Raw genomic sequence first — 22,720 nt, 5'->3', positions numbered from 1 at the left:
ATCAACAGTGGGTGTCGCGCACCTGCTCGAGGCCTTCGCTCGCGAAGGGCAGGGTGGGCTCCTCTCGTTCCGAGACGTCCTGCTCGACCTCGTCAACGTCGTGCGCGCGCTGATCCTTGCGCTCTGGTTCCATGTCGTAACTCCATTGCTGCAGGACAACATGGAGGGGAGAGGGAAGTTCCTGCGCGCGACTTAAGCGCCCGCGCGATGGTGCGGCTGGAACAGCCGGCCCTTCTCCACCACGGCGACGACCGCGAGCGCGGCCAGCGTGCACAGGAAGAAGCCGGTCGAGAACGGGAGCAACGTTCCGTCAAAACTCTGGCCGATCGTCATGCCGACGACGATGCCGAACAGCGTCGTGATCGAGCCGTAGAGCGAGGACGCTGTGCCGGCGATGTGGCCCTGCGGCTCCATCGCGAGCGCGGTGAAGTTGGCGATCATCATGCCGAACGAGAACATCATCAGCGCCGAAAGCACCATGAACAGCCACAGCGGCAGCACGTGCAGGATCGCGGTGAGCAGCATGAGGCCGGCAACGAGGGCATAGCCGACCAGCGCGCCATGCGAGATCACGCGCATGCCGAGGCGGCCGACCAGCCGCGCATTGGCAAAGCCCGCAATGGCGGTGCCGGCCGCGATCGCCGCGAAGGCGAGCGGAAAATAATGGCCGAGATGGTAGATGCCGGTGAACACCTGCTGCGCGCAGAACACGAAGGCGAACAGCGAGCCGATGACGAAGCCCGCGGCAACCGCGTAGCCGAGCGTTTGCCGGTTGGTCAGGGTCTGGCGGAAGGCGTCGAGCACGTCGCGCGGCGCCAAGGACTTGCGCTCGCTCTCGGGCAAGGTCTCCGGCAGCCGCAGCACGGTCCAGCCGAGCGCCAGGAGGCCGTAGGCCATCAGCACGATGAAGATGCCGCGCCAATGCGTCACCAGCAGCACCGCTTGTCCAAATGACGGCGCGATCACGGGCACGGCGATGAATACCATCATTGCCAGCGACATCACGCTCGCCATGCGCCGGCCGACATAGCAATCGCGCACGATCGAGGTCGCGATCACCCGCGTTGCCGAGGTGCCGAGCCCTTGCAGCGCGCGCGCCAGCAGCAGCGTCTCGAACGAGGGCGCCGCGACCGCGAGCACGCTGGCGATCGCATAGACCGTCATGCCGCCGAGCAGCACCGGCCGCCGGCCGAACCGGTCCGACAACGGCCCCATCACGAACTGTCCCGCGCCGAACCCGATCAGGAACGTCGACAGCACGAGCTGGAGATGATTGGCGACGGGAATGTGGAAAGCCGCCCCGATGTTCGGCAGGGCGGGCAGCATCATGTCCATCGCGAGCGGATTCAGCGCCATGATGGCGGCGATCACGATCACGAATTCCGGAAACCCCATCGGGCGGTGTCCCGAGGACACCCAACTGTCGGCATTGACGTCGGACAAGGAAGCTACCTCTGCATTTGCAGAGGCTGTCTTAGTAGGCATGCTGCGTTGCACAACCCACATTTGGGGATGGCAGGTAGGCGGGCAGGAATCCGGCAAGAATTGGCGCCGCTTGGAGATGGTGAATTGGGCCGGGCGACCTAGGCTGCCAAATGGTGCCGCGCTATGGGCGCTAACGCCTTATCAGGAAGAGACCCACAGTTTTCGGTCCCGTTCTCTGCTCTCCCAGCGCTCCAGCATTTGTCCGAAACCGCCGAGCTCGGAGCTTCCGTGCGAGCTGCAGCTTCATTCGAGTTGGCCGGCCGCACCCATTCGGGCTCCACATAGCCCTTCCAGCTGCGCGCCTGTTCGCATCGTTCGCGAGAAAGATGATCGCATGTGACGCACTTCACACCTGAGCCATCACGGTCTCGTCACGCGAGCGGCGTGTGTAACAGTTGTGAAATAGTAAATATACAACCTAGCCACAGTTCCATTTGCTCAATCCTTCATCGGCAAACACCGCAAAGGTCGCGCGCGCGATCACGTGTTGCATCAAATCGACGCGTCACGTGCGCCGCGTTGAACCGGACGGATGGCTAAAAGACCAATTTGCAACTGGAGGGCGATCTGCCGCCAGCCGCTGCGCAATGGATTTATGGGGGCGTGGCGCGACGATAACGCGAATTGATTCAAAACAGCCATTTTGAAGGAGCGTTGAAATGTCGGATATGAAAATGAAAAGCGACCAGTTGCAGGGCGGACATGGCGGGCAGGGTTCCGATGAAGCGAGCTTCATGCGCCTGTTGAAGCGCGACACGTATCAATCGTTGCAGCTCTCCGATCCCGACACGATCGTGAGCATCATCGCCAAGGCGATCGACCAGGGCCTCGACGATGCCTCCGATACGCCGGACGACGAGGAAAATCCCTTCGTGCCCGCCGCCTACACCTATCTCGGCCAGTTCATCGACCACGACCTGACCTTCGACACGCGCTCGACGCTCGCAACGCTCCCGCCAGGCCTGTCGAGCTTCCCCAACGACGTGCGCACGCCGCGGCTCGACATGGATTGCCTCTACGGCCTCGGGCCGTCCGCATCGCCCTTCATGTATGACGAGGACGGGCGGCTCGCGACCAACATGGATCGGCCTTACGACCTGCCGCGTTCGACGATCTACTATAAGCCTGATGATGCCGGCAGCCATCGCGCCATCATCGGCGATCCCCGCAATGACGAGAACTCCATCGTCTGCCAGCTTCAGCTCGCCTTCATCCACTTCCACAATGCGATGATCGCGTTCTTCAAGTCGCAGGGCCTGACCGGACAAACGCTGTTCCAGACGGCGCAGCAGGAGGTCCGCTTCACCTACCAGACGATCATCGTCACCGACCTCCTCAAGCGCATCGTGCAGAAGCCGGTCTATGACAGCTTCGTCCAGGACCGGGCAGCCAACGGCGATGAGGCCTACAAGCTCTACAAGAAGGGCGATCGCACCGCGCTGCCGCTGGAATTCACGGGGGCTGCCTATCGCTACGGCCATTCGGCCATCCGCAACGCCTACCGGCTCAACGAGAATTTCCAGCGCCGCATCTTCGATGGCGCCGACAACGCCGCCGAAAGCCTGGTCGGCTTCGGCGACCTGCCGGAGAGTCACCGCATCGACTGGTCGTGTTCGTCACTGATCAGCTCGCGCCGGGTACCAAGGGCGACAACCCCTCACAGGTCGGCGGCGTGGACGTCGGGCCCGACAAACACCGCCTGCAATACAGCTACAAGATCGACACCAGCCTTGTGAATCCGCTCCTGGTGTTGCCGCCGCGGATCGGTGGACAGGACATGCTGTTCCGCTCGCTCGCGGCGCGCAACCTCAAGCGCGGCTATAATTTCTCGCTGCCCTCGGGCCAGGATGTCGCCGCAGTGCTCGGCGTGAGCAGCCAGCCGCCTCTGGTATTCGGCGAGCGCCTCTTGTCGTTCAAGGACATGCCAGAAATGCCAAGTGCGGACGCAAGCAAGCTAGAAGACAGCACACCGCTCTGGCTCTACGTGCTGGCCGAAGCCCAGGCCTGCCTCGCCAAGGCCGACGGCACGTTCGACATGAAGATCGAGGACGGCGTCAAGGTCGCCGACAAGGATTCCAACGCCGGCACCCAGCTCGGCCCGGTCGGCGGCCGCATCGTGCTCGAAGTCTTCTTCGGCATCCTCGACGACGACCAGAGCTCTGTCGCCAATGCCAGCGGCTGGACCTCCGTCGTCAAGCCCAACGCGCCCACCATCACGCTGTGGGACATGCTGCGGTATATCGGCGAGGTCTGAGGACGGCGCGCCTGACGAGAACGCGAGAGACAAGGGCCTGGTGCGCCGCGCCGGGCCTTTGGCATCGGAAGTGCGCCTGTGATGGTGCGGGCAGCCGGGGTCGAACCGGCACAGCGCTTGCGCACCGAGGGATTTTAAGTCCCTTGCGTCTACCAATTCCGCCATGCCCGCTTGATCCAACGGGATCAAACACTTAAAGCCCTTGCTGGCCGCCTGGCTTGGGACCCGGACGGGGCGAGGGGTGCCCTTCCTTAAGCGAGCCGGCCGCACAAGGCAAAGCCTCAATCCGCTCAAGCCTCAATCCGGGATATGAGGCCAAGCCTCAATCCGGACATCTCTGGCTGCTTTAGGCAATGTCAATCTACGGGGACTACCAATCCGGCATGTCTGTTTCGATTCTGAACCGCCGCCGTCGCGCGTTTGCGCTGGTCGCGCTGCTGTCGCTGGGCGCTGTGCTCTCCGGCTGTGCCGGCGTGAGCGACGCCATCAGCCCGGCCTTCGTCGATCCCGGCAAATACGAGCTCTGGGACTGCAAGCAGCTCGGCCCCGAGCGCAAGAGCCTCGCCAAGCGCGTCGAGGACCTGGAGAAGCTGATGGCGAAGGCGGAGACGGGCACCGGCGGCGCGGTGGTCTCGGAGTTGGCCTACCGCAACGACTATATCTCCCTGCGCGGGCAGCAGAAGCTTGTGGAAGAGAACTGGCGCCGCAACAAGTGCCGCGACAGCGACATGGAGCCGACGCCCCCGCCAGCGCCGCCCGTGCCTCCGACCGCCGCCAAGCCTGGGGCAAAGCCGGCGCCTGGCGCGAAGTCCGGCAGCGCCGTTCACTGAAGTCAGCGTCGCGTTTCACGCGCGCCAGCGATAGATCCAGTCCTGCCGCGCCAGCATGCGCTCCGGCCCGAGCGTGCGGATCGCAAGATCGCGCGCCAGCGCGAGAGGGCCTGCGAGGTGGTAGATGCGGCCCTGCTGCCGCGCGGTCCGCTGCACGCGCTTCACGCGGTTCTCGCGCGCCCGGCCATAACGCGCCAGCGCGGCGGCGATACTGGCTGCGCTCTCGGTGGCGTTGCCGCTCAGGTGCTCGGCGAGCACGGCCGCGTCCTCGATCGCCATTCCTGCTCCCTGCGCGGCGAAGGGCAGCATCGCATGCACGGCGTCGCCGACCAGCGCAATCGCGCCTTTGCTCCACGCGACGCCCTCGGGCAGCGTGAACAGCGCCCATTTGCGCCAGCTGTCGACCGCGGTGAGCATCATCCGCGCCGGGCCTGGCCAGCGTGGCGCCGCGAAGGCGTCCATCACCTCGCGGTGATCGCCGGGCGTGCTCCAGCCCGGCCTGTTCCAGGTGCCGGGCACGATCGCCACGACGTTGATCTGGCGTCCGCCTGCGATCGGATAGGCGACGAGATGGGCGTTCGGCCCCATCCAGAGCTGCACGCGGCGCGAGGTATACTCCTTCGGCAGCTGCGTCGCCTCGAACGTGCCGCGCCAGGCGATCAGGCCGGAGAAGCGCGGTGCGACGTCCGGAAACAGATGCTGGCGTACTGTAGACCAGACGCCGTCGGCGCCGATCAGCGCGCTTGCCACTTCGCTCCGGCGCAACGTGCCGCTGCGATAGACGACGGAGAGTCCCTTGGCGTGCGCGGCGACGTCCTCGAAAGTCCCACCTAGCCGCAAATCGATATCGGGATGGTCCGCGACCGCGGCGGCGAGCGCTGCCTGCAGATCGGCCCGGTGCACCACCCAATAGGGAGCGCCGGCGCGCTCGGCGGCCGCCGCACCCAGCGGCAGGCGCATCAGCTCGCCGCCGGCGCGCGTGCTCATGATGCTGACCGCCTCCGGCGTCACCGCGCGCGAGCCGAGCCGGTCCTGCAGCCCGAGCTCGACCAGGATGCGGCTCGCATTGGGCGACAATTGCAGGCCGGCGCCGACTTCCTCCAGCCGCTCGGCCTTCTCCAGCACGACGACCCGAAAGCCCTTGGCGGCAAGCGCGAGCGCGGCCGTCAATCCTCCGATTCCGGCACCGGCAATGATGATCGTTCGGGAGACGGCCACCCCTTAGCGGATGCCGCCGGTCAGGCCACCTTGTCCTTCAGCACGCATTCGGGCGGGCGCGCTTCGCCGGCCTTCAGGTCGGTCGCGAGGCGGTACAGCGTGGAGCAATAGGGGCAGATGATCTCGTTGTCGTTGCCGAGATCAAGGAAGACGTGCGGATGGTCGAACGGAGGGTTGGCGCCGACGCACATGAACTCCTGCGAGCCGATTTCGATGACGGGGACACCGGCATCGTTGTGGAAGTGCGGGACGACATGGTCGGACATCGGAACTCATCCTGGAGTGGCAATGGCGGCAGACACAATCAAAACTGACGCGGCATCATTGAACGCCGCGGACCATACTGGGGGGTGCAGATGATTGCTAGTCCAGTGGAACCAAAAGGTTGCAACTGCCCCATGCTCATTTGCTCATGCAAATTCGACACAATCTTGTCGCCTCAGAGAAGCCCTTCTTTCGTCGGGGCCGTTGTGTCGCAAATCTGGCATACTATGTCTGTGGACGAACGAAAATCCGGGCGGCAGGCGAATTCCCAAACGAATTTCCAGGCAGGCATCCAGGCTTGAGCATGAAGTGGCTGCGAATCAGCACCGCGTTGACCACCCTCGTGGCATGCAGCGTTGTACTCGTGCAGGTCGTGCCACATGCGCGCGAGGCGGGTGCTGTTCTGGCGGCGAAAGACGATCCGGCCGTGCTGTCGGAGCTGAAGCTTGATTCCCTTCTGGGCAAGAATACACCGGGCGAGAACGCCGCGCTTGTTCAGGACAATATCGAAGCGGCGCTCGCAGCCCGCGACGCCGATCTTGCGAACAGCTTCGTCGAGCTCGCGCGCGATCGCAGCATCGCGCTGCCTGACGACCTCTTGAGCCGGGTCAACGACGCCGCGCGGGAGGAAAACTCCACCTCGCATTTCGCCAAACGTTTTGCCACCGGTCTCGTCACCGGCAATGCCGACGACGTCGCGAGCCTTTCCGGGACGGTGGCCGGCGATCTCTTCGTGATCGGTGATGTCAGGGACATCGTGCGCGAGGGCAAGCATCTGGCCATGGGCGAGGAGACCGACCGCCTCGTACTCGGGCTCGCCGCGGCAGGACTTGCGGTGACGGCGGCGACCTATGTCTCGGTCGGCGGTGCGGCGCCGGTGCGCGCCGGCCTGTCGCTGGTGAAGGACGCCCGCAAGGTCGGGCGGCTCGGCGAGGGGCTCGCGGCATGGGCCGGCCGCTCCGCGCGCGAGGTGGTGGACACGCCGATGCTCCAGAACGCGGTCGCCACCGGTTCGGTGCTGCGGCCGGGCGAAACCGCGAGCGCGATCAAGGCCGCTTTCCGGGTCGAAAAGGCTGGCGCACTGGTCAGGCTCGGCAAGGACGTTGCCCGCGTTACCGAAAAGGCGGGCACCCGCGGCGCGCTCGATACGCTGCGCGTCGCCGAGGGGCCGAAGGACGTTGCGCGTGCGGCGCGGCTCGCCGAGGCCCAAGGCGGCAAGACCCGCGCGATCATGAAGCTGCTCGGCCGCGGTGCGCTGCTACTTGCGACCGGTGCGTTCGATCTTGCACTGTGGCTGTTCGGCGCGCTGGTGACACTGTTCGGCGTCCTGTCCTCGATCAAGGCCACCACCGAGCGGCTGACGCAGGCCTGGTGTGACCGCAGGCGGGCGCGGCGGCTGCGCCGGGCGCAACTTGCGCTGGCGGGCGGCGAAGCCGCGGCCTAATATCACCCTCTCCCCAACAGACGCGGACTTATGTTGATGCCGAGCTTTCACAACGGCGCAGTCGAAATTGCCTATCTCGACGAAGGCGAGGGTGACCCGATCATCCTGGTGCACGGCTTTGCCTCGAGCAAGAACGTGAACTGGGTCTATCCGACCTGGGTCTCGGAATTGCGCAAGAACGGCCGCCGCGTGCTTGCGCTGGACAATCGTGGCCATGGCGAGAGCGCAAAACTCTACGATCCCGCGCAATATTCCATTCCGGTCATGGCCGGCGACGTACTTGCGCTGATGGACCATCTCGGCATCCCGCAGGCCGACATGATGGGATATTCGATGGGCGGGCGGATGACCGCCTGGCTCGGTCTCAACGAGCCGCAGCGCCTGCGCTCGGCGATCCTCGGCGGCATCGGCATCGGCGGCCTGATCGAGGGCACCGGGCCCGGCGAGAACGTGGCCGAGGCGCTGGAAGCACCCTCGCTCGACGACGTCACCGATCCCGTCGGACGCACCTTTCGTGCGTTCGCCGATCAAACCCGCTCAGACCGCCAGGCGCTCGCCGCGTGCCTGCGCGGCACCCGCGATCTGATGAAGAGGGAGGAAGCCGCACGCATCGACGTGCCGGTCCTGATCGCCGTCGGCACCACCGACGATGTCGCGGGCTCAGCCTCAGAGTTGGGAAAGATCATTCCCGGTTCGGAAGTGCTTGATATCCCGAACCGCGATCACATGCGCGCGGTCGGTGACAAGGTCTACAAGACCGGCGTGATCGACTTCCTGTCACGCCGCGGCTGAGGCGTCGTCTGCCGGCTCGTCGCTGCCGAAGGCGCGCGCCAGCGCCGTCAGCACGACGAAGGTCGCAAGCCACACCATCCGTGCGCCGTAGCGGTCGTGGGGGCCGGAGATGACGGCGCAGATCAAGGCGTTGCCGAGCAGTGCCAGCGTCACGGTCGTTGCGAGCAGCGTCAGATCATCGAGCCGTCGGCTTGCCAGCGCATGGCCGAGCAGGGCGAGGAGTGCCAGCATCGAGGCGAGCGCGACCGGCACGTGCAGCCAGTTGACGTAATCGAAATCAAGATTCCAGTTCTGCTGCCGCGCCGCGCGCATCGGGACGATCTGCGAGGGGATGTAGCGCTCGATGATGCCGTAGGTGTGGGGGATCCAGCCATTGGTGCCTTCGCCGGTCGCGACATGCAGCAATTGCTGGCCCATCGCACGGAGCGCTGCGCCCGCCTGCCAGGCCGGATAGTCGGCGAGCGAATGCACGACGATGTAGCTCATCTCGTCGTTCATCCCCTCGAAGCGGCCCAGCGTGTTGAACATGCTTTTGCCCCACAGAAACTCGTCCGCGGTCGCCGGCAATTCGTTGCGGTAGGGGCAGAGCTTGAAACTCTCGCGCGGGCAGTGATCGCCCAGAAACCTCGCCACGATGCCGTCCTGCATCATGCGGCCGAAAGCGACGCCATAGCCGCCCGGCGTCCAGGCCCATTGGCCCGACAGCGCGTGGTTCGCCATGATCAGCATGGCCCCGCCGGCGACGATGGTCAGGCTGCCTTGCGCAAGCCCTGCAAGGGGAAGGCGCCTGCCGAGCAGCGGCCGCACCAACCAGCCGGCGGCGCAAAGCCCGAACAGGACGCCGAGCGTCGCGCTGTGGGTCGCTGCGGCAAAGGCGGTGAAGGCGAACAGCGAGATTTTTTCGATGCCGGAGATCCGGTTGCCCGCGACCACTAGGATGAACAGCGACAGCACCGAAAGCCCGGCGAAGATGTCGGTGAGCAGCATGCTGGCAAGCCACGGCAGCGCGGTCGACAGGATCAGGACCAGGCTGATCGCGACGAAGCGGGAGGTCTGCATCAGGCCGAGCGCGCGGAGCGTCAGTTGCAGCAGCCACAGCGTTGCCAGCGACTGGACGGCGAGGTTGAGCCAGAAGCTCGAGCTCTCGCCCAAATGCAGATAGAGCCCGAACACCGTCGAGCGGCTCGGGACCAGATAGCCCTCATACCAGCGCGCCAGATAGCCGCCAGTGTCCCACTGAAGCAGGGGGTATCCGTTCCAGAACGCCGGCGCGATCAGGAGGAGGGGCAGGGCGACGGCGACGAGCCGCAGCCACAAGGACCCCGCGGCGCGGGCGCGCAGAATGTCGGTCGTAATGCTCAAATCGTCTCCGTCGTCTCTCGACCATGCCCGCAATAACCGTTGAGACGGAATTCACCAATAGTTTGACGCTGCCCGGCTTGAATTTGGCAGAACTCTGACCACTTTGAGCCGACCTCGTCGTGTGGGACGTCAGAAGAAATCCTTTTGATTCAAGGCTTTGAGGGGGTGTCGTGGGTAACTCCGTGTTCGCTCTCAGGCAAGCCTGCAAGGACAGGGCACGCTAGACTGTGCTATAGGTCAAACGAAACGAGCGAATTTCGAGAGCACGCCATGGCAATGCATCAGGTCAATCCGGCAGGAAAGCTCGCAGCGCTCGATCCGATCTGGGATCGGATCCGGGGCGAGGCCGAAGACATCGTCCAGCGCGAGCCCGAGCTTGCGACCTTCATCTATTCGACTGTGCTGCATCACAGTCGGTTGGAAGATTCGGTCGTGCACCGGTTGGCCGATCGGCTCGATCATGCCTCGCTGTCGGGCGATCTCGTGCGCCAGACCTATAACGAGGCGCTGCGCGACGAGCCCGATCTCGGCAACGCCTTCCGCGCTGATCTCGTCGCGGTCTACGACCGCGACCCTGCGACCTCCCGCTTCATCGATCCCTTGCTCTACTTCAAGGGCTTTCACGCGATCCAGACCCATCGTCTCGCGCACTGGCTCTATAGGAAGGGCCGCAAGGACTTTGCGTATTATCTCCAGAGCCGCGCCTCCGCCGTCTTCCAGACCGACATCAATCCCGCCGCGCGCATCGGCCGCGGCATCTTCCTCGACCACGCCACCGGCTTCGTCTGCGGCGAGACCGCGCTCATCGAGGACGACGTCTCGATCCTGCATGGCGTCACGCTCGGCGGCACCGGCAAGGAGAACGAGGACCGCCATCCGAAAATCCGTCACGGCGTCATGATCGGTGCCGGCGCAAAGATCCTCGGCAATATCGAGGTCGGCCATTGCGCGCGCATCGCGGCCGGCTCGGTCGTGGTCAAGCCCGTGCCGCACAACGTCACCGTTGCCGGCGTTCCCGCCAAGATCGTCGGCGAGGCCGGTTGTGCCGAGCCGTCGCGCACCATGGACCAGATGATCAACGCCATGGGGCTTTGATCCCAGTTTGCCTTGAATCGGGGCCTGCCTTCCGGCCCCGATCGTCCCCAGAATTCTTTGGGAATTCATGCTGGCGGTTCGTCGCGTCTCGTCCTAAAACCCCGCCACGTTAGATTTCGATTGGAGACTTGCCGTGGACGTCAAAGAAGTGAGGAAGCTTGACGCGTATCTGAAGCGCGTGTTTGGCAATCCCAAGATTCGTGTCGTGCCGCGGCCGAAGAAGGACGATTCCGCCGAAGTCTATATCGGCGAGGAGTTCATCGGCGTGCTGTTCGTCGATGACGAGGACGATGATCGCTCGTTCCAGTTCCAGATGGCGATCCTCGAGGACGATCTCGTCGATCAGGAGTAGGCGCCGCCCCGCTCTGGGGCCTGCGGCCCGTTCGGGGTCACGCATCCATTGCGGCAAGCATGTCCGGGATCGTGACGAATTTCTCCCGGGGCTTGCCGAGCAGGGCTCCCCTGCGTTTCTCGGCCGCGTCGATCGTGGTCCAATCCGGATAGCTCACGATGCGCGCGACGCGGCCGGCGAGGCGCGCAAGCAGTGCATCGGGAGTATCCGAACGCGGCCGCCGGTGGCCAAGATCGGCGAGAACGGCCTCAGCCGTCGCAATCCCGCAGCCGCGATTGGTGCCGATCGTGCCACTCGGTCCGCGCTTGCTCCATCCGCAGGCATAGAGACCCTCGAGCAGGGAATCACCGATCGCGACGCGTCCGTCGATGTTCGCATGGACTCCGCGATGCGCGTCATAGGGAACACCGGCGACAGGCGCCGTCCTGCGGCCGACGCTGCTGAACGAGAGGCCGCACGCGATGTTCTCCACAGTGCCCGACCGGTCCCTGAACGAGATCGTCTCCAGGCGACCGCGTCCGTTGATTGCGACGGGCGACAGGCCAAATCGAAAAACACAGCGCCGCGGCTTCGTGGTTGCCGCCTGCGAGAACGTGCGCAGCAGTGACAGCTTTTCGGCCAGCTCTGGATCATCGGGACGTCGCGGCTCGAATTCATCTGCTGCAACGTCGCGCCCCTCGACCGACGGGTCGCATGCACTCAATTCGAGAAAGTCGCGCAATTCCTTCGCAGTGAATTTGGCCTGCGCCGGCCCGCCGCGGCCGACGACGTAGACGGTGCGAATCTGGCTTTCCGCCAAAGCCTCGAGCGCATGGCGCGTGATATCGGTCTGGCGCAGCTGGTCAGCGGTCTTGGCAAGAATGCGCGCAACGTCGAGCGCGACGTTGCCATGGCCGATCACGATCGCCGCCTCATGGTCAAAATCGAGCTGGCGATCGCGGAAATCGGGATGCCCGTTGTACCACGCGACGAAATCGCCGGCACTGTGGCTGCCCGGCAGTGCCTCGCCGGGGATGTCGAGCGCCCGGCTCAGTTCGGCGCCCGTCGCGAGCACGACAGCGTCATAGGCCTCGCGCAGCTCGTCGACCGTGACGTCGTCTCCGACCGCAACGCCGCCGATGAAGCGAAAGCCTGGCATGGCGGCGATGCGGTCGAAGGCCGTCGTGACCTGCTTGAGCTTGGGATGGTCGGGCGCAACGCCGAACCGCACCAGCCCATACGGCACCGGAAGCCGTTCGAACATATCGACGGCGACCGCTGTGCCCGAGCGCAACAACGCCTCAGTTGTATAGAAGCCGCTCGGTCCGCTGCCGACGATGGCGACGCGGCGTGCGCTTTCAGCCGGGGCCGTCATCGGCCCAGCGCCTGCCTGCGTTCATCGGCGCCTGGCAAAGGGGGCAGGCGCGCGCTGAGGACAGGGGTTTCGGCGGCGCGTTTGCGGTTGACGTCGATCCAGAACTTCTTGTCCGCAGGCAAGCGATAGTCGGGCTCGATCGCGCCGACCGGGCAGGCCGGCGCGCAGCCGCCGCAGTCGATGCAATTCTCCGGGTCGATATAGGTCATGGCGTCGTCGACATGGAAACACTCCACGGGGCAGACGGTGACGCATTCCGTGTACCGGCATCCGCGGCAATTGTCGGTGACCACATACGTCATCGTCAGGCTCCGCTGACCTGAACGAGGATGTCGGAGAAGGTCGGGGCCCGGCCGAGATCGGCGAACGCGGGCGGCGTCAGCGCGTGCACCGTCGCGCCCTTGCGATTGGAGCGCTGCCAGTAGCCGGACGGAGCCACCACGACGCCCGGCATGATGTCGGATGAAACGGTCGCAAAAGCCTCGAACGCGCCGCGATCGTTGAACACGCGAATCGGCGCACCCGCGACGATCCCGCGTTGTGCCGCATCGTCCGGATTGAGAAGCACCGCTTGTTCCTCGCCGGCCTGGGCCGTCTGGGCCGGCAGGTTGCCGTAGTTCGAATTCAGGAAGGCGTGGCTCTTCGGCGAGATCAGGCTGAGCGGGTAGCGCGTTGCGAGCGCGGGTGCCGTGCGCGCGTTCTCGTTCGGCGGGATGTAGTGGGGCAGGGGATCAACCAGCGCGCCGTCCTGGTCGCCATTGTAGCCTTGGCGGAACAGCGGCACCACGAAGTTGCCGCCGCCGGCGATCGTCGACTTGAATTCGCACTTGCCCGACGCGGTCGGAAAATTGCCATGGCGATGCGGCGCCCAGTCCGCAGGTGCCGGCATGTTGAGGCGCGCATAGCCTTTGGCCTTGACGTCATCGAGCGTGATGCCCTCGAGGACCGGACTGCTCCAGTCCAGCGAGCCTTCGATGATCTCGTCGTCGGTCCGGAAGAAGGCCGGGTCGGTGATGCCCATCGCGCGCGCGAGCCGGCGGAACAGCTCGGTGTTGGGAACGGCTTCGCCGAGCGGCTTGATCGCCTGATTGTTGTAGGACAAATAGAGATGTCCCCAGGAGAACATGATGTCCTTCTGCTCGAGCTGGGTGGTCGCGGGCAGAACGATGTCGGCATATTTTGCGGTGTCGGTCAGGAAGTGTTCGCTGACGATGGTGAAGAGATCCTCGCGTTCCAACCCCTTTTCGAGCTTGCCCTGTTCGGTCACCATCGCCATCGGATTGGCGTTGTAGACGAGCAGCGACTTGATCGGCGGGTCGAAGCCGAGTTCGCCGGTCAACGCCGCTCCGAGGCGCCAGGAATTGAGCACGCGCATCTTCTCGGGCTGCAGATCGGGGCGCATCAGCACGTCCCATCTGACCGGGAATGCCCAGATCGGAAGCTGGAGCAGGCCGCCACCGACATGCTTCCACGCGCCGATCAATCCCGGAAGGCAGGCGATCGCGCGCACGGTCTGGCCGCCGCCGGCATGCCGCTCGACTGCGACGCCGATGCGCACGACGGCCGGCGGCGTGGTCGCAAATTCCCTGGCCAGCTTGACGATGTCGTCAACGGGAATGCCGGTTTCCTGCGACGCGAATTCGGGGGTGTAGCTCGACACCCGCTCCGCCAGCTCATCATATCCGACGGTGTGCTTGTCGACGTAATCGCGATCGACGAGATTCTCCTTGATGATGACGTGGATCATCGCGAGTGCTAGCGCAGCGTCGGTGCCGGGCCGGATCGGGATATGCCAGTCGGCGAGGCGCGCCGTGCGGGTCCGCACGGGATCGATCACCACGAGCTTGGCGCCGGCCTTCTTCGCCTGCTCGATGAACGGCCAGTGATGCGAGTTCGTGCTCAGCGTGTTGCAGGCCCACAGGATGATGTATTTCGACTGCACGAAGCTCTCGGGATCGACGCCCGGCGTATGCCCGATCGTCATCATGTACGCCGTGCATGACGCGGAATCGCAGAACGTGCGTTCCAGAACCGTCGCCCCTAACTTGTTGAAGAGCGGATCGCCGACGTTCAGCCCGTTGATGATGCCCTGCGTGCCCAGATAGCTGTAGGGCAGGATCGCCTGCGCGCCGTGCTCGGCAATGATCGACTTCCAGCGCGATACGATGGTCTCGATCGCCTCGTCCCAGGAGATCCGTTGAAACTGCCTGGAGCCTTTCGGGCCGACCCGCTTCAGGGGATGGAGGATGCGCTTGTCGCTGTAGACGCGTTCCTCATAGTTGTTGACCTTCACGCAGAGCCGTCCGCGCGTGAACGGATGATCGGGATTGCCGCGGACGGCGATGGCCTTGCCGTCCTCGACCGTGGTCAGGATGGAGCAGGTGTCCGGGCAATCGTGGGGGCACGCGCCAATTACCGTGGTCCGGGCCATGGGTCTCTCCGTTTCCCGATTCAAGACGGTGAAGGATGCGGCGGCCGGGCGCGGCCTGGCTTTTCAAAACGTGCGGTGTTGTTGTCCCGGACTGCTCTGGGTTGATGGACGGCCTGCCGGATCTCTGGCATGGTAATTGCTGGACCCAGCAATACCTTTTTACCCACATCGCGTTATCTGGCGGAGATTCCCGATGGGTATGCTTGGCAATTCTGTCGATAAATATGTTACCGGCAGAATGCTTCAGACGTCCAACGACCGGCGATGGGGGCATCTCCTCGCCGAGCGATGGAGTCATGAGCCGGGCGATCTGCCGCCGCAACTGCCGCGCGACACCGAGATCGCAATCCTGCTGCGTGGCAACTCGGTCGTCGATCGCGAAGGCGCGGGCATGCGGCAGCGGACCTTCGGCAGAAAGGGCACCGTGTGGCTCTGTCCGGCCGGCATTCGCGAAGATTTCATCCGCGTCGAGAACCAGATGCAGGAATGCCTGCATCTCTTTCTTCCCGGCCAGCCGTTCGACGACACCATGCTCCGGGATCTCGACATTGACCCCTCGGGAATCTCGATCCGCTACGAGAGCATCGATCAGGACATGTTCATCGAGCACGTCGCGGATCGGATTTTGAAGGAGCTCGAACAGGAGACCTCCACCGGCCGGCTCCTGATCGAAAGCCTCGGGCGTGCGTTGTCCGCCCATCTTGTGCATGCCTACTCGGCCACGGCGGTCAGGCTGCGGCGATTGAATGCCGGTCAAAGGCCGCTCGACGCCAAGCGGCTGTCGCGCGTGACGGAGTTCATCGACGCATCCGTCGAGCGCGATTTCACGGTCAAGGATCTGGCGTCGGTGGCCTGCATGAGCCCCGCGCATTTCTCCCGCAGCTTCAAGGCGGCGACCGGTGCGGCGCCGCATGAATATGTCAGCCGTCAGCGTCTCGATCTAGCCAAGCGGCTGCTGGCCACCAGCGATCGCCGGCTGGTCGATATCGCCTATGCCACGGGATTTTCGTCGCAGGCCAATTTCAACCGCGCTTTCCGCAAGGCCGTCGGCACGACGCCGAGCCTCTATCGCGCGCAGAAGGTTCGCGACTGACGCGGCGGGCTGCCCTCGGCCCCGCGCGACTCATAGGATGGGAGGAACGCAAGGTTGGCGCTTGGTAGTCTTGAGAGGGCGACCGGTCAGTCGCCAAGCGGCTGCTGTCCGGATTAGCGCGCTGACCATGGCCATGCCAATAATGGTTGCGGTTTCTTGGCTTGCGACCGCTCCGCGGTTTGCGCCGGCTTTTGCGTCTGGGCGACACTGGCCGCCTGCCGCGGACGCGGCAGTGGTATTGCGGGCATTACCTTTGGCTCTTCGGGGCTCACCTTTGGTGGCGTGTCGGGCGTCGCCTTTGGCTCGGAAGTGTTGGCGACGACCTGGGCGAGTTGTTCCTGGCTCGCGTTGAACCGTTCGGCAAGCATCTGGCTTTCGTGCACCATCTCGGTCTGGTCCGCCTTGATCTGGTCGATGATACTCTTGTTGCGCGCGCTTTCATCCCGGCTCGCCTTGAGCTGGGTCGCGAGATTTTCATTGTCGCTGACCAATTGGTCTTGCCTCGCTTTGAGCTGTTCGACCATTTGGCTCAAGGCAGCGACGTCGCGTGCGATCGGTTGGAGCTGCTGCGCCAACTCGGAATGCAGGTCCACGACAGTTGGCGCGACGTCTTTCGGCGCGGCGATGTCGGGCGTGGCGTGTGTCAGACGTGCGGTGTCTGCGGGGGGCATTATCGCGGTATCAACGGAGGATGACGACCACGAGGCAGCGATACCAATGGAAGCCGCCAACAGAGAACCGGCGAGAGCCGCATAGCGCCAATCTGCCAATCGATGAATCGCTGCCAGGGGGGCGCGAGACGTCTTCGTGTTAGCCAGCGGGATGCTGGTCGGCGGGTCCGTGGCACTGACCCCCGCTTCGCGTGCCAAATTCGAAAGCTGTTCCTCCAGGCTCGCGATCTGTCCTTCCGCGAGATTGTCGTCCAGCGTGGAATTCATTGGCTGCTCCGTATCAAATGCATTGGCATCCGCCTGAGAGCGGTCCACGCATCTGCGCTGCGGCGAAGCTATGTTCAACGGAACGCAGATGGTTCTTGAGTCTGCGACGCTTTCCAGGGCTCGGTTTAACGCAGCCGAGAAGGCGGAACTATGTTCACGGCCGGAGAACTACGGAAGGAACCCTGACCCGTCGGGAGAAAAAAACTCGTCGCCCGTTTCATGGCTCTCTGCTCTGATGCACGGGAGACGACTCCAACGCGGCTTGTAGGACGCGTATCGCTGCGCTCCACCATCCTACGGGCTAGCGTGCCAGGCGCCTCTCATACGCAAGAAGGCGATCGGTCAGTCCTTTCGGATTCGACAAGGCGACGAGATGGCCACCGGGAATTTCCTCTAGTTCCTTTCCAAGCCTTTCACGCGCGACACGCCGTTGAAACTCGACCGGGAAGAAACGATCGTCCTTTGCCGCAAGAACATGAATGGGGATGTCGGGCCAGCGCTCGAAGCGACAGGGCTCGCCGAAAACGGCATCGGCTTCCTCGCGTGGGTGTTCCGGGCCGGTGCGCAGCACGTCCTGCGGCACGTCGTGCAGAAAATAGGTTGCGACATCGAATTCCGTCGCATAGCCGCGGCGCGTCGCAGCTTTTTCCCGCGCTTCGACCGCTCCCGTGGCGCCCCACCATGCGCCGGCGGTCTCCCCGGGTTCGGGGATCATCGCGTTGACGAGCACGGCCATCCGCACGGGCGCACGCTTGCAAACGAGGGGAGCCGTGAAGCCCGCGAGCGACTGGGCGACAAGTATCACGTCGCTTCGTTTCGCGATCGCGCGGATGACGATGTCAGCATACGCCGCGAGACCGGAGTTTCTGTCGTCGCCAGGCAGATCGACCGCGATGGCTTCGTGCCCCGCCGCGCGAATGAGCGGGGCCACGCGGTGCCAATACCAAGCCATGCCGCCTGCCCCGGGGACAAGGACGAATGTTCCCATATGAGTTCTCCTCCGTTGCTGCCGGAATAGTTGCTCAACGAGCTTGCCCCGCTTGATCGGGATTGATCTCACTATGATGTGAGGCCGGGCTGGTTGGAGTCACGAGCTGCACAGAGGAAGTCGATTCACTCCCGACAAGGGAGTGGCAGCGACCTTGTCTCTTTCTCCGTCCCTGAACAGTTGATGTTCGAAATCAAGGGAGGTCGCCATTGAGACGATCCGCTATGCTCCTCTTGCGGCGAGGACTTGATTTCGACCTGGACCAATGCAGCGCGGAGGCGTCATGAGATATTTGACCGCGAGCGTCGTCGCGATTGGGCTCTTGAATTGTCCTGCCACCGCGATCGCGCAGAGGGACTGCAGCACGATACCTCGCGGACCGGCACGCACCGATTGCTACCTCGCCCTAAGCCAGTTCTATCAGGGACAATCGGAGCTCGCCGCTGCCAGAGCACAGGCGCAATCAGACGCCGCGTGGTATCGGGCAATTACGGGGACGGACCCTCCGAAATACAAGCCGCATCGTCGCAAATAGGGGTTGCGCACGCCGCGCCACCTTGCGACGCTCTGGCCCTGCCACCATTCGCTTTTCACCTAGCGCTCGACAAGATCATCTGGCAGTTCGAAGCGCATAAGGCGTAGGCGGTCGATCGCCGGCATTCATAATGCTGGCTTCTCGCTCACCCGTTATTTCATGGCCTGTTTGCTCGGGTCGTCGGCCGGATTGACGTAGTTGATAGCGAACGGCCCGGGTCCGGCGATCTGAACCACGGTCTCTTCCGTGGTCCAGGCATAGTGGTTCATGCCTGCTGGCATTTCGCCAAAAGCTCCGGCTTTCAGGGACTGCCCCTTGTCCATATCGAGCTTGTCGCCGAGACCGACACGGAAGTCACCGGAGATCACTGTCACGAATTCGTCGGTGGGATGGTTATGGGCCGGAACTTTGTAGTTGGCCGGCATCTTCAACCGCATTGTGAACTGCCCCTCCTTGCTGGGGTCACCAGCTACGACGGCGAGCTGCGCGCCGGGCGGGATGGTCGGTGGAGCGGGACCCCACTTAATGTCTTCCACATTGACTGGAGGCTTCATTTGCATCTCGGCGGCCTGCGGTGCCGCCTTCGGCAGGATGATCTGTGCTGCTGCTACGACAGCAAGGCCAGAAGCAACGGCAAGTGATACGGTTGGTCGCTTCATTTCCTTTCCTCCTTGGCTTACTTCTCACTTCACTCACCACAAGCTAGAGGGTTGGGCATCCCCCCTCGTAGCGCCCAGATACGGTGGCTTGTTTCTGTTCGACGCCAATGATCCGGAAATCGGCATACTTGCCTTTCGGACTTGCAACCATCTTACTATGCCCGTCCTTCACGGTCACGCTGTAACCGTGGGGCCGCTGCAAGCTGGCCATAAGCTCACGGTGGCGAATGATACACCTGCGAAGCAGAAGCAGTTCTGGTCGCTGACGACGTGTACGACCCAGCGCGGCCTGTCACTTTTCGACCGCTTTAGAGCTCTCGCTCCATCGCCGGATGCTGCCGGTTCTTCACCTTGACCCGATGCTTCTGCCGCTGGCCTCGGTAAGGTCGATCGCGGTGCTTGGAGAAAAGGCCCTCGCGCCCCATGCTGCGCGCCGCGCGGAAACGCTCGGGACCGACCGAGCCACCTAGGACGAACCGTTGCGCGCTGCCTCGCCCCTTAGCGGGGGCGTTTTGAGCGGCGGGCAGCTCCAAGGTGTTTCTGCTCTGTGGGGATGGCCATTTGCAACAAATATTGCAGAAAGGCTGGGATATTTTCCCCTTCGGCCGAACGCCGCTGCAGCTCAGCGGCGATGTCTGTCGTTACAACGCGCGACCAGCCCTCGGTGGTGTTAAAACAGACGATGCGCAGGGGAGGGGTATAGCGGCCCTCCAATAAGTCGCAGATCAGTCTTTCATGGTTATCCTCACCGTACCACCAGGTGCGCCCTACCCAAGTTCCGGAGGCGTCCAGCACGATGTAGGTGTCGTCGTTTAAATCTTTCGGCACGATGGGTGGCGAGCGAGACATAACAAACACTCCCGCCCCGGAAGTGGAAGGCTGTGACGATGAACACCGCCCAAGCGGGCTTATGCCACGGGCGGCTTGCAAATGCGGATTACCTCAATCGGGTATGCGGTAAGATTTTGAACGTCAGCCCACCGCCTTCGCCAATGTCGCTTACCGAACTGACAATTCGAAACGCATCAACCATACTGACAGGATCCGGGATTTTGCAGCACCCGTCCCGGGGCTGGACAGCGCCGCCTGCATTTATTTCGAGCGGGCGGCGTTGTGTTTCACTCAGGGAAAAGGCGGTCGCGCAAAGGGCGCGGGGCTTTCGGTCCCGCCTTTCCCTGATCAGGACAATGTCATGGTTGTCGTTCGTCGGGCAGACAGCTAATCGCTGCGCGCCCATGTCGCATGCTTCCGCGCCGTCCAATCTAGCTGTTCTCGCCACGCCTCAAAGTCGGCTTCGGTCCGCTTGAACAAGAGCATCGCCCACGCCGCCGAGAAAGCTGCGCGTGCGCTCTCGAAGCTCACGGCGGTGCCGGAGGTGCATTCGTTGGGACGTGATCCGGGATAGAAGCCGCAGCGCCATTGCCACTTGGTCGGGTTATCCAAGGGAGGCCGATGCCGCCGGACTACTGAGCGTCGTGGGTGTGGATAGGTCTGCTGTTAGCAGTACACCGGACGCTGATCCATGCTCGCATGCACCGCTGCTTTTGACCGGGAGCGGACCTCGGCTGCTCACTGCAACTAAATCTGCCGAAAGCGCATAGTTTCCCATACTAACTTTGGTTCATGGTCAGAGAGATGGCGCGAACCGTCGTGTGTTTTGGGGCGCTCAGTTGTGTACGCGCGTGAGTGCGGTGCGCTGAAAAGTATGAACGTAAAGGAGGATCCTATGAGTGATCTCGTCGTAATCGCATTTCCGACTGAGACGAAGGCAGAAGAAGTCCGTCAGAAACTGCTGGCCATGCAAAAGGAATATTTGCTCGAATTGGGCGATGCCGTGGTCGCGGTGAAGGACGACAAGGGCAATATCAAGCTGAATCAGATGATAAACACGACTGCAGCTGGCGCTGTTGGTGGTGCATTCTGGGGTACACTGATCGGCTTGATATTTTTGATGCCGCTTGCAGGTGCCGCCTTGGGCGCCGCCGGCGGTGCCGTCGGCGGTGCTTTAACGGATGTTGGTATCAACGACAAGTTCATGAAGGACACGGCGGCTGCGATCAAGCCGGGGACAGCGGCGCTGTTCGTCCTCGTGCGGAAGCTAACCGCAGACAAGGTGCTGGAAGGTCTCAAGGGGGAAGGCGGTACAGTGCTGAAAACCTCGCTCGATCACACGAAGGAAGCAGCGCTTCAGGCGGCTTTAGCCGGCGTCAAGGCGGCCATGCCCGCTGCGGCCGCCTGACTGGCCGTCGCGAACTCGACGGCGAGGCTGGAAGCGAGCGTCGCCGTCCGGCGGTAACGGACATTGAGAGGCCATGCCATGTCATTCGGACCAACCCGACTTCGCGTCGGAGAAGTTGCACGATCGCGTTCGCTGATCGTGATTTTAGAGCACGGCTTTCGACGTGTCACCTCGGTGTTTGTGCTCTTGATGCTTCTCTGCTGGGGTGCGCAAAACAGCTATGGCGCCGAAAATCTGGAATGTCCGGAAATCAGCGCTGCGTCCGTTTCTGATCTCATGGGCGACGCTTCCGGCGGCGGGCTGTTCGTCAGTGAAAACCGCGTCGATCTCGCTAACGAAATCAACGAGGCGATCAATCGGCTGCAACTCGCCAATCCGAATGTCTCGTGGAGCGACGTGCAGAATGTGCTGATTGCAGCGTATTGTCGCGTCGTCGCCCGCAAAGCGGGGTTCACCGCCGCCGAGCGATGGAGCCGCATGCGCCAGTTCAGCAGCGTTGTGGAACAGCAGATCGCGGCGAACTTGATGGCGCCAGGGGAGCTGATCGTCGCCAACGTTCCGCTTCTTCCCGGCGTCTTTCGGGAGCTCAGGAGCCAAGCCGCAGCCTCGGGTCAGACAACGAGCCAATTGATGGCCGCCATCCTGACGCGCGCCGCAGGGCGATAACGAGGTGGGCAAGCATGGCTGCGAGAGGCTAACGGACGGGGGCATCGACTAGAGGAAGGAGCTGCTCACGGCGCACGCAGAGGCCGACCAAACACTGAGTCATCTGGATCACGAGATTGTCGCGGCGCTGAACGACTTCCGCGATCCGAACCAAGAGTGGCGCCGTCTCTTCTCCGAGCTGCTCGGAACGTTCTTCCTCGTCCTCGTGGCCGCCGGTGGCGGCATGATGGGGCAGGCCTTTCCCGGCACGATCAGCCGCGCCGCTGTGGGGTGAGGCGCAGGCCCAGAGCTAGTCGCTTGTGGCAATTTTGTATCAGAGACGATGTGGCAAGCTGCATCCTCGATCAGGTTCTAGAACCGGTCAAAGACGGGTGAAGGGCGGCAGATCATGCTGCGGACCATTTCTGCAATCGCTTTCAGTGGAGAGAGGTGACGCCATGCGTTTCCAATGCCTCAATGATGCCGTTAAAGATCAGGGCGACGCCCATAGCGGAGACGAAAAAGCCGACGATCCTAGTGATGGCATCAATCCCCATCGCACCTAATTTCTCCGAAAGCTTGCCTGCGTAAACAAGACACAGAAAGCTCACAAACATCGTAGCCAGGATGGCCGCCGCGATAGCGACAAACGAGGCGAGTTCAGTCGCGGAATGCTTGATTGTCGACGCCATTCCGAGGATTGTCGCGATTGCGCCCGGTCCACACACTGTCTCTTATACAC

At 63.2% G+C, this 22,720-nt stretch carries 23 protein-coding genes and 1 tRNA gene; 10 read left to right on the top strand and 14 right to left on the bottom strand.

Features of this window, described 5'->3' with window-relative positions; all coding sequences use genetic code 11:
• Position 1: 1 nt before the first annotated feature.
• A complete protein-coding gene (locus Q2941_RS13265) occupies positions 2-133 on the bottom strand; it encodes a hypothetical protein (protein WP_256375318.1) in 132 nt (43 codons plus the stop codon).
• Between the two features lie 59 nt (positions 134-192).
• Positions 193-1,443 carry a multidrug effflux MFS transporter gene (locus Q2941_RS13260; RefSeq protein WP_254111761.1) on the bottom strand — a complete coding sequence of 417 codons (1,251 nt, stop codon included), beginning with the start codon at positions 1,441-1,443 and terminating at the stop codon, positions 193-195.
• Positions 1,444-2,144: 701 nt separating this feature from the next.
• On the opposite strand from Q2941_RS13260, the gene Q2941_RS13255 reads away from it, so the two are divergent.
• A complete protein-coding gene (locus Q2941_RS13255; RefSeq protein WP_458192756.1) occupies positions 2,145-3,221 on the top strand; it encodes a peroxidase family protein in 1,077 nt (358 codons plus the stop codon).
• Positions 3,158-3,739, top strand: coding sequence for a peroxidase family protein (locus Q2941_RS13250; RefSeq protein ID WP_458192755.1), 582 nt, complete (start codon positions 3,158-3,160; stop codon positions 3,737-3,739). Before Q2941_RS13255 ends, Q2941_RS13250 begins: the two co-directional genes overlap by 64 nt.
• Positions 3,740-3,821: 82 nt before the next feature.
• On the opposite strand, the gene Q2941_RS13245 is transcribed toward Q2941_RS13250, so the two are convergent.
• A tRNA-Leu gene (locus Q2941_RS13245) sits at positions 3,822-3,910 on the bottom strand.
• A gap of 212 nt (positions 3,911-4,122) precedes the next feature.
• Between Q2941_RS13245 and Q2941_RS13240 the strand changes: the two genes are divergently transcribed.
• Positions 4,123-4,569 carry a hypothetical protein gene (locus Q2941_RS13240; protein WP_027526431.1) on the top strand — a complete coding sequence of 149 codons (447 nt, stop codon included), beginning with the start codon at positions 4,123-4,125 and terminating at the stop codon, positions 4,567-4,569.
• Positions 4,570-4,584: 15 nt separating this feature from the next.
• Here the strand turns inward: Q2941_RS13240 and Q2941_RS13235 are convergent, their stop codons facing one another.
• The gene (locus tag Q2941_RS13235; protein ID WP_458192754.1) at positions 4,585-5,787 is read right to left on the bottom strand and encodes an FAD-dependent monooxygenase; all 1,203 of its coding nucleotides are present in this window, start codon (positions 5,785-5,787) and stop codon (positions 4,585-4,587) included.
• Positions 5,788-5,807: 20 nt separating this feature from the next.
• Complete coding sequence (locus Q2941_RS13230) at positions 5,808-6,053, bottom strand: zinc-finger domain-containing protein (RefSeq protein WP_027526433.1); 246 nt, start codon at positions 6,051-6,053, stop codon at positions 5,808-5,810.
• 302 nt (positions 6,054-6,355) lie between these two features.
• Between Q2941_RS13230 and Q2941_RS13225 the strand changes: the two genes are divergently transcribed.
• Positions 6,356-7,495 carry a hypothetical protein gene (locus Q2941_RS13225; protein ID WP_458192753.1) on the top strand — a complete coding sequence of 380 codons (1,140 nt, stop codon included), beginning with the start codon at positions 6,356-6,358 and terminating at the stop codon, positions 7,493-7,495.
• A gap of 36 nt (positions 7,496-7,531) precedes the next feature.
• The gene (locus Q2941_RS13220) at positions 7,532-8,287 is read left to right on the top strand and encodes an alpha/beta fold hydrolase (RefSeq protein ID WP_027526435.1); all 756 of its coding nucleotides are present in this window, start codon (positions 7,532-7,534) and stop codon (positions 8,285-8,287) included.
• Here Q2941_RS13220 and Q2941_RS13215 read toward each other — a convergent pair.
• The gene (locus Q2941_RS13215; protein WP_458192752.1) at positions 8,273-9,649 is read right to left on the bottom strand and encodes a hypothetical protein; all 1,377 of its coding nucleotides are present in this window, start codon (positions 9,647-9,649) and stop codon (positions 8,273-8,275) included. The genes Q2941_RS13220 and Q2941_RS13215 overlap by 15 nt on opposite strands.
• Before the next feature lie 270 nt (positions 9,650-9,919).
• Between Q2941_RS13215 and cysE the strand changes: the two genes are divergently transcribed.
• Together cysE and Q2941_RS13205 are read left to right on the top strand one after the other, a co-directional pair.
• Positions 9,920-10,744, top strand: a complete 825-nt coding sequence (gene cysE, locus Q2941_RS13210) for a serine O-acetyltransferase (RefSeq protein ID WP_458192751.1) — start codon at positions 9,920-9,922, stop codon at positions 10,742-10,744.
• Between the two features lie 133 nt (positions 10,745-10,877).
• Positions 10,878-11,096: a DUF3126 family protein gene (locus tag Q2941_RS13205; protein ID WP_007602550.1), complete on the top strand. Its 219-nt coding sequence runs from the start codon at positions 10,878-10,880 to the stop codon at positions 11,094-11,096.
• A gap of 37 nt (positions 11,097-11,133) precedes the next feature.
• Here Q2941_RS13205 and Q2941_RS13200 read toward each other — a convergent pair whose 3' ends face one another.
• The 3 genes from Q2941_RS13200 to Q2941_RS13190 are packed head-to-tail and all read right to left on the bottom strand — an operon-like array spanning position 11,134 to position 14,881.
• Positions 11,134-12,450 carry an FAD-dependent oxidoreductase gene (locus tag Q2941_RS13200; RefSeq protein ID WP_458192750.1) on the bottom strand — a complete coding sequence of 439 codons (1,317 nt, stop codon included), beginning with the start codon at positions 12,448-12,450 and terminating at the stop codon, positions 11,134-11,136.
• Entirely contained in the window at positions 12,447-12,752 is a 306-nt protein-coding gene (locus Q2941_RS13195; protein ID WP_027526439.1) for a ferredoxin family protein, read from the bottom strand. Before Q2941_RS13195 ends, Q2941_RS13200 begins: the two co-directional genes overlap by 4 nt.
• Before the next feature lie 2 nt (positions 12,753-12,754).
• Positions 12,755-14,881, bottom strand: a complete 2,127-nt coding sequence (locus tag Q2941_RS13190) for a molybdopterin-containing oxidoreductase family protein (protein WP_458192749.1) — start codon at positions 14,879-14,881, stop codon at positions 12,755-12,757.
• A gap of 193 nt (positions 14,882-15,074) precedes the next feature.
• Between Q2941_RS13190 and Q2941_RS13185 the strand changes: the two genes are divergently transcribed.
• Positions 15,075-15,974: a helix-turn-helix domain-containing protein gene (locus Q2941_RS13185; RefSeq protein ID WP_458192748.1), complete on the top strand. Its 900-nt coding sequence runs from the start codon at positions 15,075-15,077 to the stop codon at positions 15,972-15,974.
• 113 nt (positions 15,975-16,087) lie between these two features.
• Here Q2941_RS13185 and Q2941_RS13180 read toward each other — a convergent pair whose 3' ends face one another.
• The 4 genes from Q2941_RS13180 to Q2941_RS13165 all read right to left on the bottom strand — a co-directional run bounded on the left by Q2941_RS13180 (position 16,088) and on the right by Q2941_RS13165 (position 19,943).
• Positions 16,088-16,912 (bottom strand): hypothetical protein, encoded by an 825-nt coding sequence (locus Q2941_RS13180; RefSeq protein ID WP_027526442.1) that lies wholly within the window; start codon positions 16,910-16,912, stop codon positions 16,088-16,090.
• 301 nt (positions 16,913-17,213) lie between these two features.
• Positions 17,214-17,900: an alpha/beta fold hydrolase gene (locus Q2941_RS13175; protein WP_254111773.1), complete on the bottom strand. Its 687-nt coding sequence runs from the start codon at positions 17,898-17,900 to the stop codon at positions 17,214-17,216.
• A 687-nt stretch (positions 17,901-18,587) separates the two neighbouring features.
• Positions 18,588-19,094 carry a cupin domain-containing protein gene (locus Q2941_RS13170; protein WP_458192747.1) on the bottom strand — a complete coding sequence of 169 codons (507 nt, stop codon included), beginning with the start codon at positions 19,092-19,094 and terminating at the stop codon, positions 18,588-18,590.
• A gap of 498 nt (positions 19,095-19,592) precedes the next feature.
• Positions 19,593-19,943, bottom strand: coding sequence for a hypothetical protein (locus Q2941_RS13165; RefSeq protein ID WP_051390030.1), 351 nt, complete (start codon positions 19,941-19,943; stop codon positions 19,593-19,595).
• Positions 19,944-20,820: 877 nt separating this feature from the next.
• Between Q2941_RS13165 and Q2941_RS13160 the strand changes: the two genes are divergently transcribed.
• Complete coding sequence (locus Q2941_RS13160) at positions 20,821-21,333, top strand: DUF1269 domain-containing protein (RefSeq protein WP_027526446.1); 513 nt, start codon at positions 20,821-20,823, stop codon at positions 21,331-21,333.
• Between the two features lie 78 nt (positions 21,334-21,411).
• Positions 21,412-21,999, top strand: coding sequence for a hypothetical protein (locus tag Q2941_RS13155; RefSeq protein WP_458192746.1), 588 nt, complete (start codon positions 21,412-21,414; stop codon positions 21,997-21,999).
• Positions 22,000-22,415: 416 nt separating this feature from the next.
• On the opposite strand, the gene Q2941_RS13150 is transcribed toward Q2941_RS13155, so the two are convergent.
• Complete coding sequence (locus Q2941_RS13150) at positions 22,416-22,706, bottom strand: MarC family protein (RefSeq protein ID WP_458192745.1); 291 nt, start codon at positions 22,704-22,706, stop codon at positions 22,416-22,418.
• Between the last annotated feature and the right edge of the window lie 14 nt (positions 22,707-22,720).

The sequence above is a fragment of the Bradyrhizobium sp. UFLA05-153 genome, assembly GCF_054185185.1.
The sequence above is the reverse complement of the archived record's forward strand: the minus strand, read 5'-3'. Positions and strand labels throughout refer to the sequence as shown.

What these genes read in the sequence shown, in the direction of transcription:
- Q2941_RS13265 (WP_256375318.1), bottom strand. Translation starts at nt 133, where the DNA reads ATGGAACCAGAGCGCAAGGATCAGCGCGCGCACGACGTTGACGAGGTC.
- Q2941_RS13255 (WP_458192756.1), top strand. Translation starts at nt 2,145, where the DNA reads ATGTCGGATATGAAAATGAAAAGCGACCAGTTGCAGGGCGGACATGGC.
- Q2941_RS13240 (WP_027526431.1), top strand. Translation starts at nt 4,123, where the DNA reads ATGTCTGTTTCGATTCTGAACCGCCGCCGTCGCGCGTTTGCGCTGGTC.
- Q2941_RS13230 (WP_027526433.1), bottom strand. Translation starts at nt 6,053, where the DNA reads ATGTCCGACCATGTCGTCCCGCACTTCCACAACGATGCCGGTGTCCCC.
- Q2941_RS13225 (WP_458192753.1), top strand. Translation starts at nt 6,356, where the DNA reads ATGAAGTGGCTGCGAATCAGCACCGCGTTGACCACCCTCGTGGCATGC.
- Q2941_RS13220 (WP_027526435.1), top strand. Translation starts at nt 7,532, where the DNA reads ATGCCGAGCTTTCACAACGGCGCAGTCGAAATTGCCTATCTCGACGAA.
- cysE (WP_458192751.1), top strand. Translation starts at nt 9,920, where the DNA reads ATGGCAATGCATCAGGTCAATCCGGCAGGAAAGCTCGCAGCGCTCGAT.
- Q2941_RS13200 (WP_458192750.1), bottom strand. Translation starts at nt 12,450, where the DNA reads ATGACGGCCCCGGCTGAAAGCGCACGCCGCGTCGCCATCGTCGGCAGC.
- Q2941_RS13195 (WP_027526439.1), bottom strand. Translation starts at nt 12,752, where the DNA reads ATGACGTATGTGGTCACCGACAATTGCCGCGGATGCCGGTACACGGAA.
- Q2941_RS13190 (WP_458192749.1), bottom strand. Translation starts at nt 14,881, where the DNA reads ATGGCCCGGACCACGGTAATTGGCGCGTGCCCCCACGATTGCCCGGAC.
- Q2941_RS13185 (WP_458192748.1), top strand. Translation starts at nt 15,075, where the DNA reads ATGGGTATGCTTGGCAATTCTGTCGATAAATATGTTACCGGCAGAATG.
- Q2941_RS13180 (WP_027526442.1), bottom strand. Translation starts at nt 16,912, where the DNA reads ATGAATTCCACGCTGGACGACAATCTCGCGGAAGGACAGATCGCGAGC.
- Q2941_RS13175 (WP_254111773.1), bottom strand. Translation starts at nt 17,900, where the DNA reads ATGGGAACATTCGTCCTTGTCCCCGGGGCAGGCGGCATGGCTTGGTAT.
- Q2941_RS13170 (WP_458192747.1), bottom strand. Translation starts at nt 19,094, where the DNA reads ATGAAGCGACCAACCGTATCACTTGCCGTTGCTTCTGGCCTTGCTGTC.
- Q2941_RS13165 (WP_051390030.1), bottom strand. Translation starts at nt 19,943, where the DNA reads ATGTCTCGCTCGCCACCCATCGTGCCGAAAGATTTAAACGACGACACC.
- Q2941_RS13160 (WP_027526446.1), top strand. Translation starts at nt 20,821, where the DNA reads ATGAGTGATCTCGTCGTAATCGCATTTCCGACTGAGACGAAGGCAGAA.
- Q2941_RS13155 (WP_458192746.1), top strand. Translation starts at nt 21,412, where the DNA reads ATGTCATTCGGACCAACCCGACTTCGCGTCGGAGAAGTTGCACGATCG.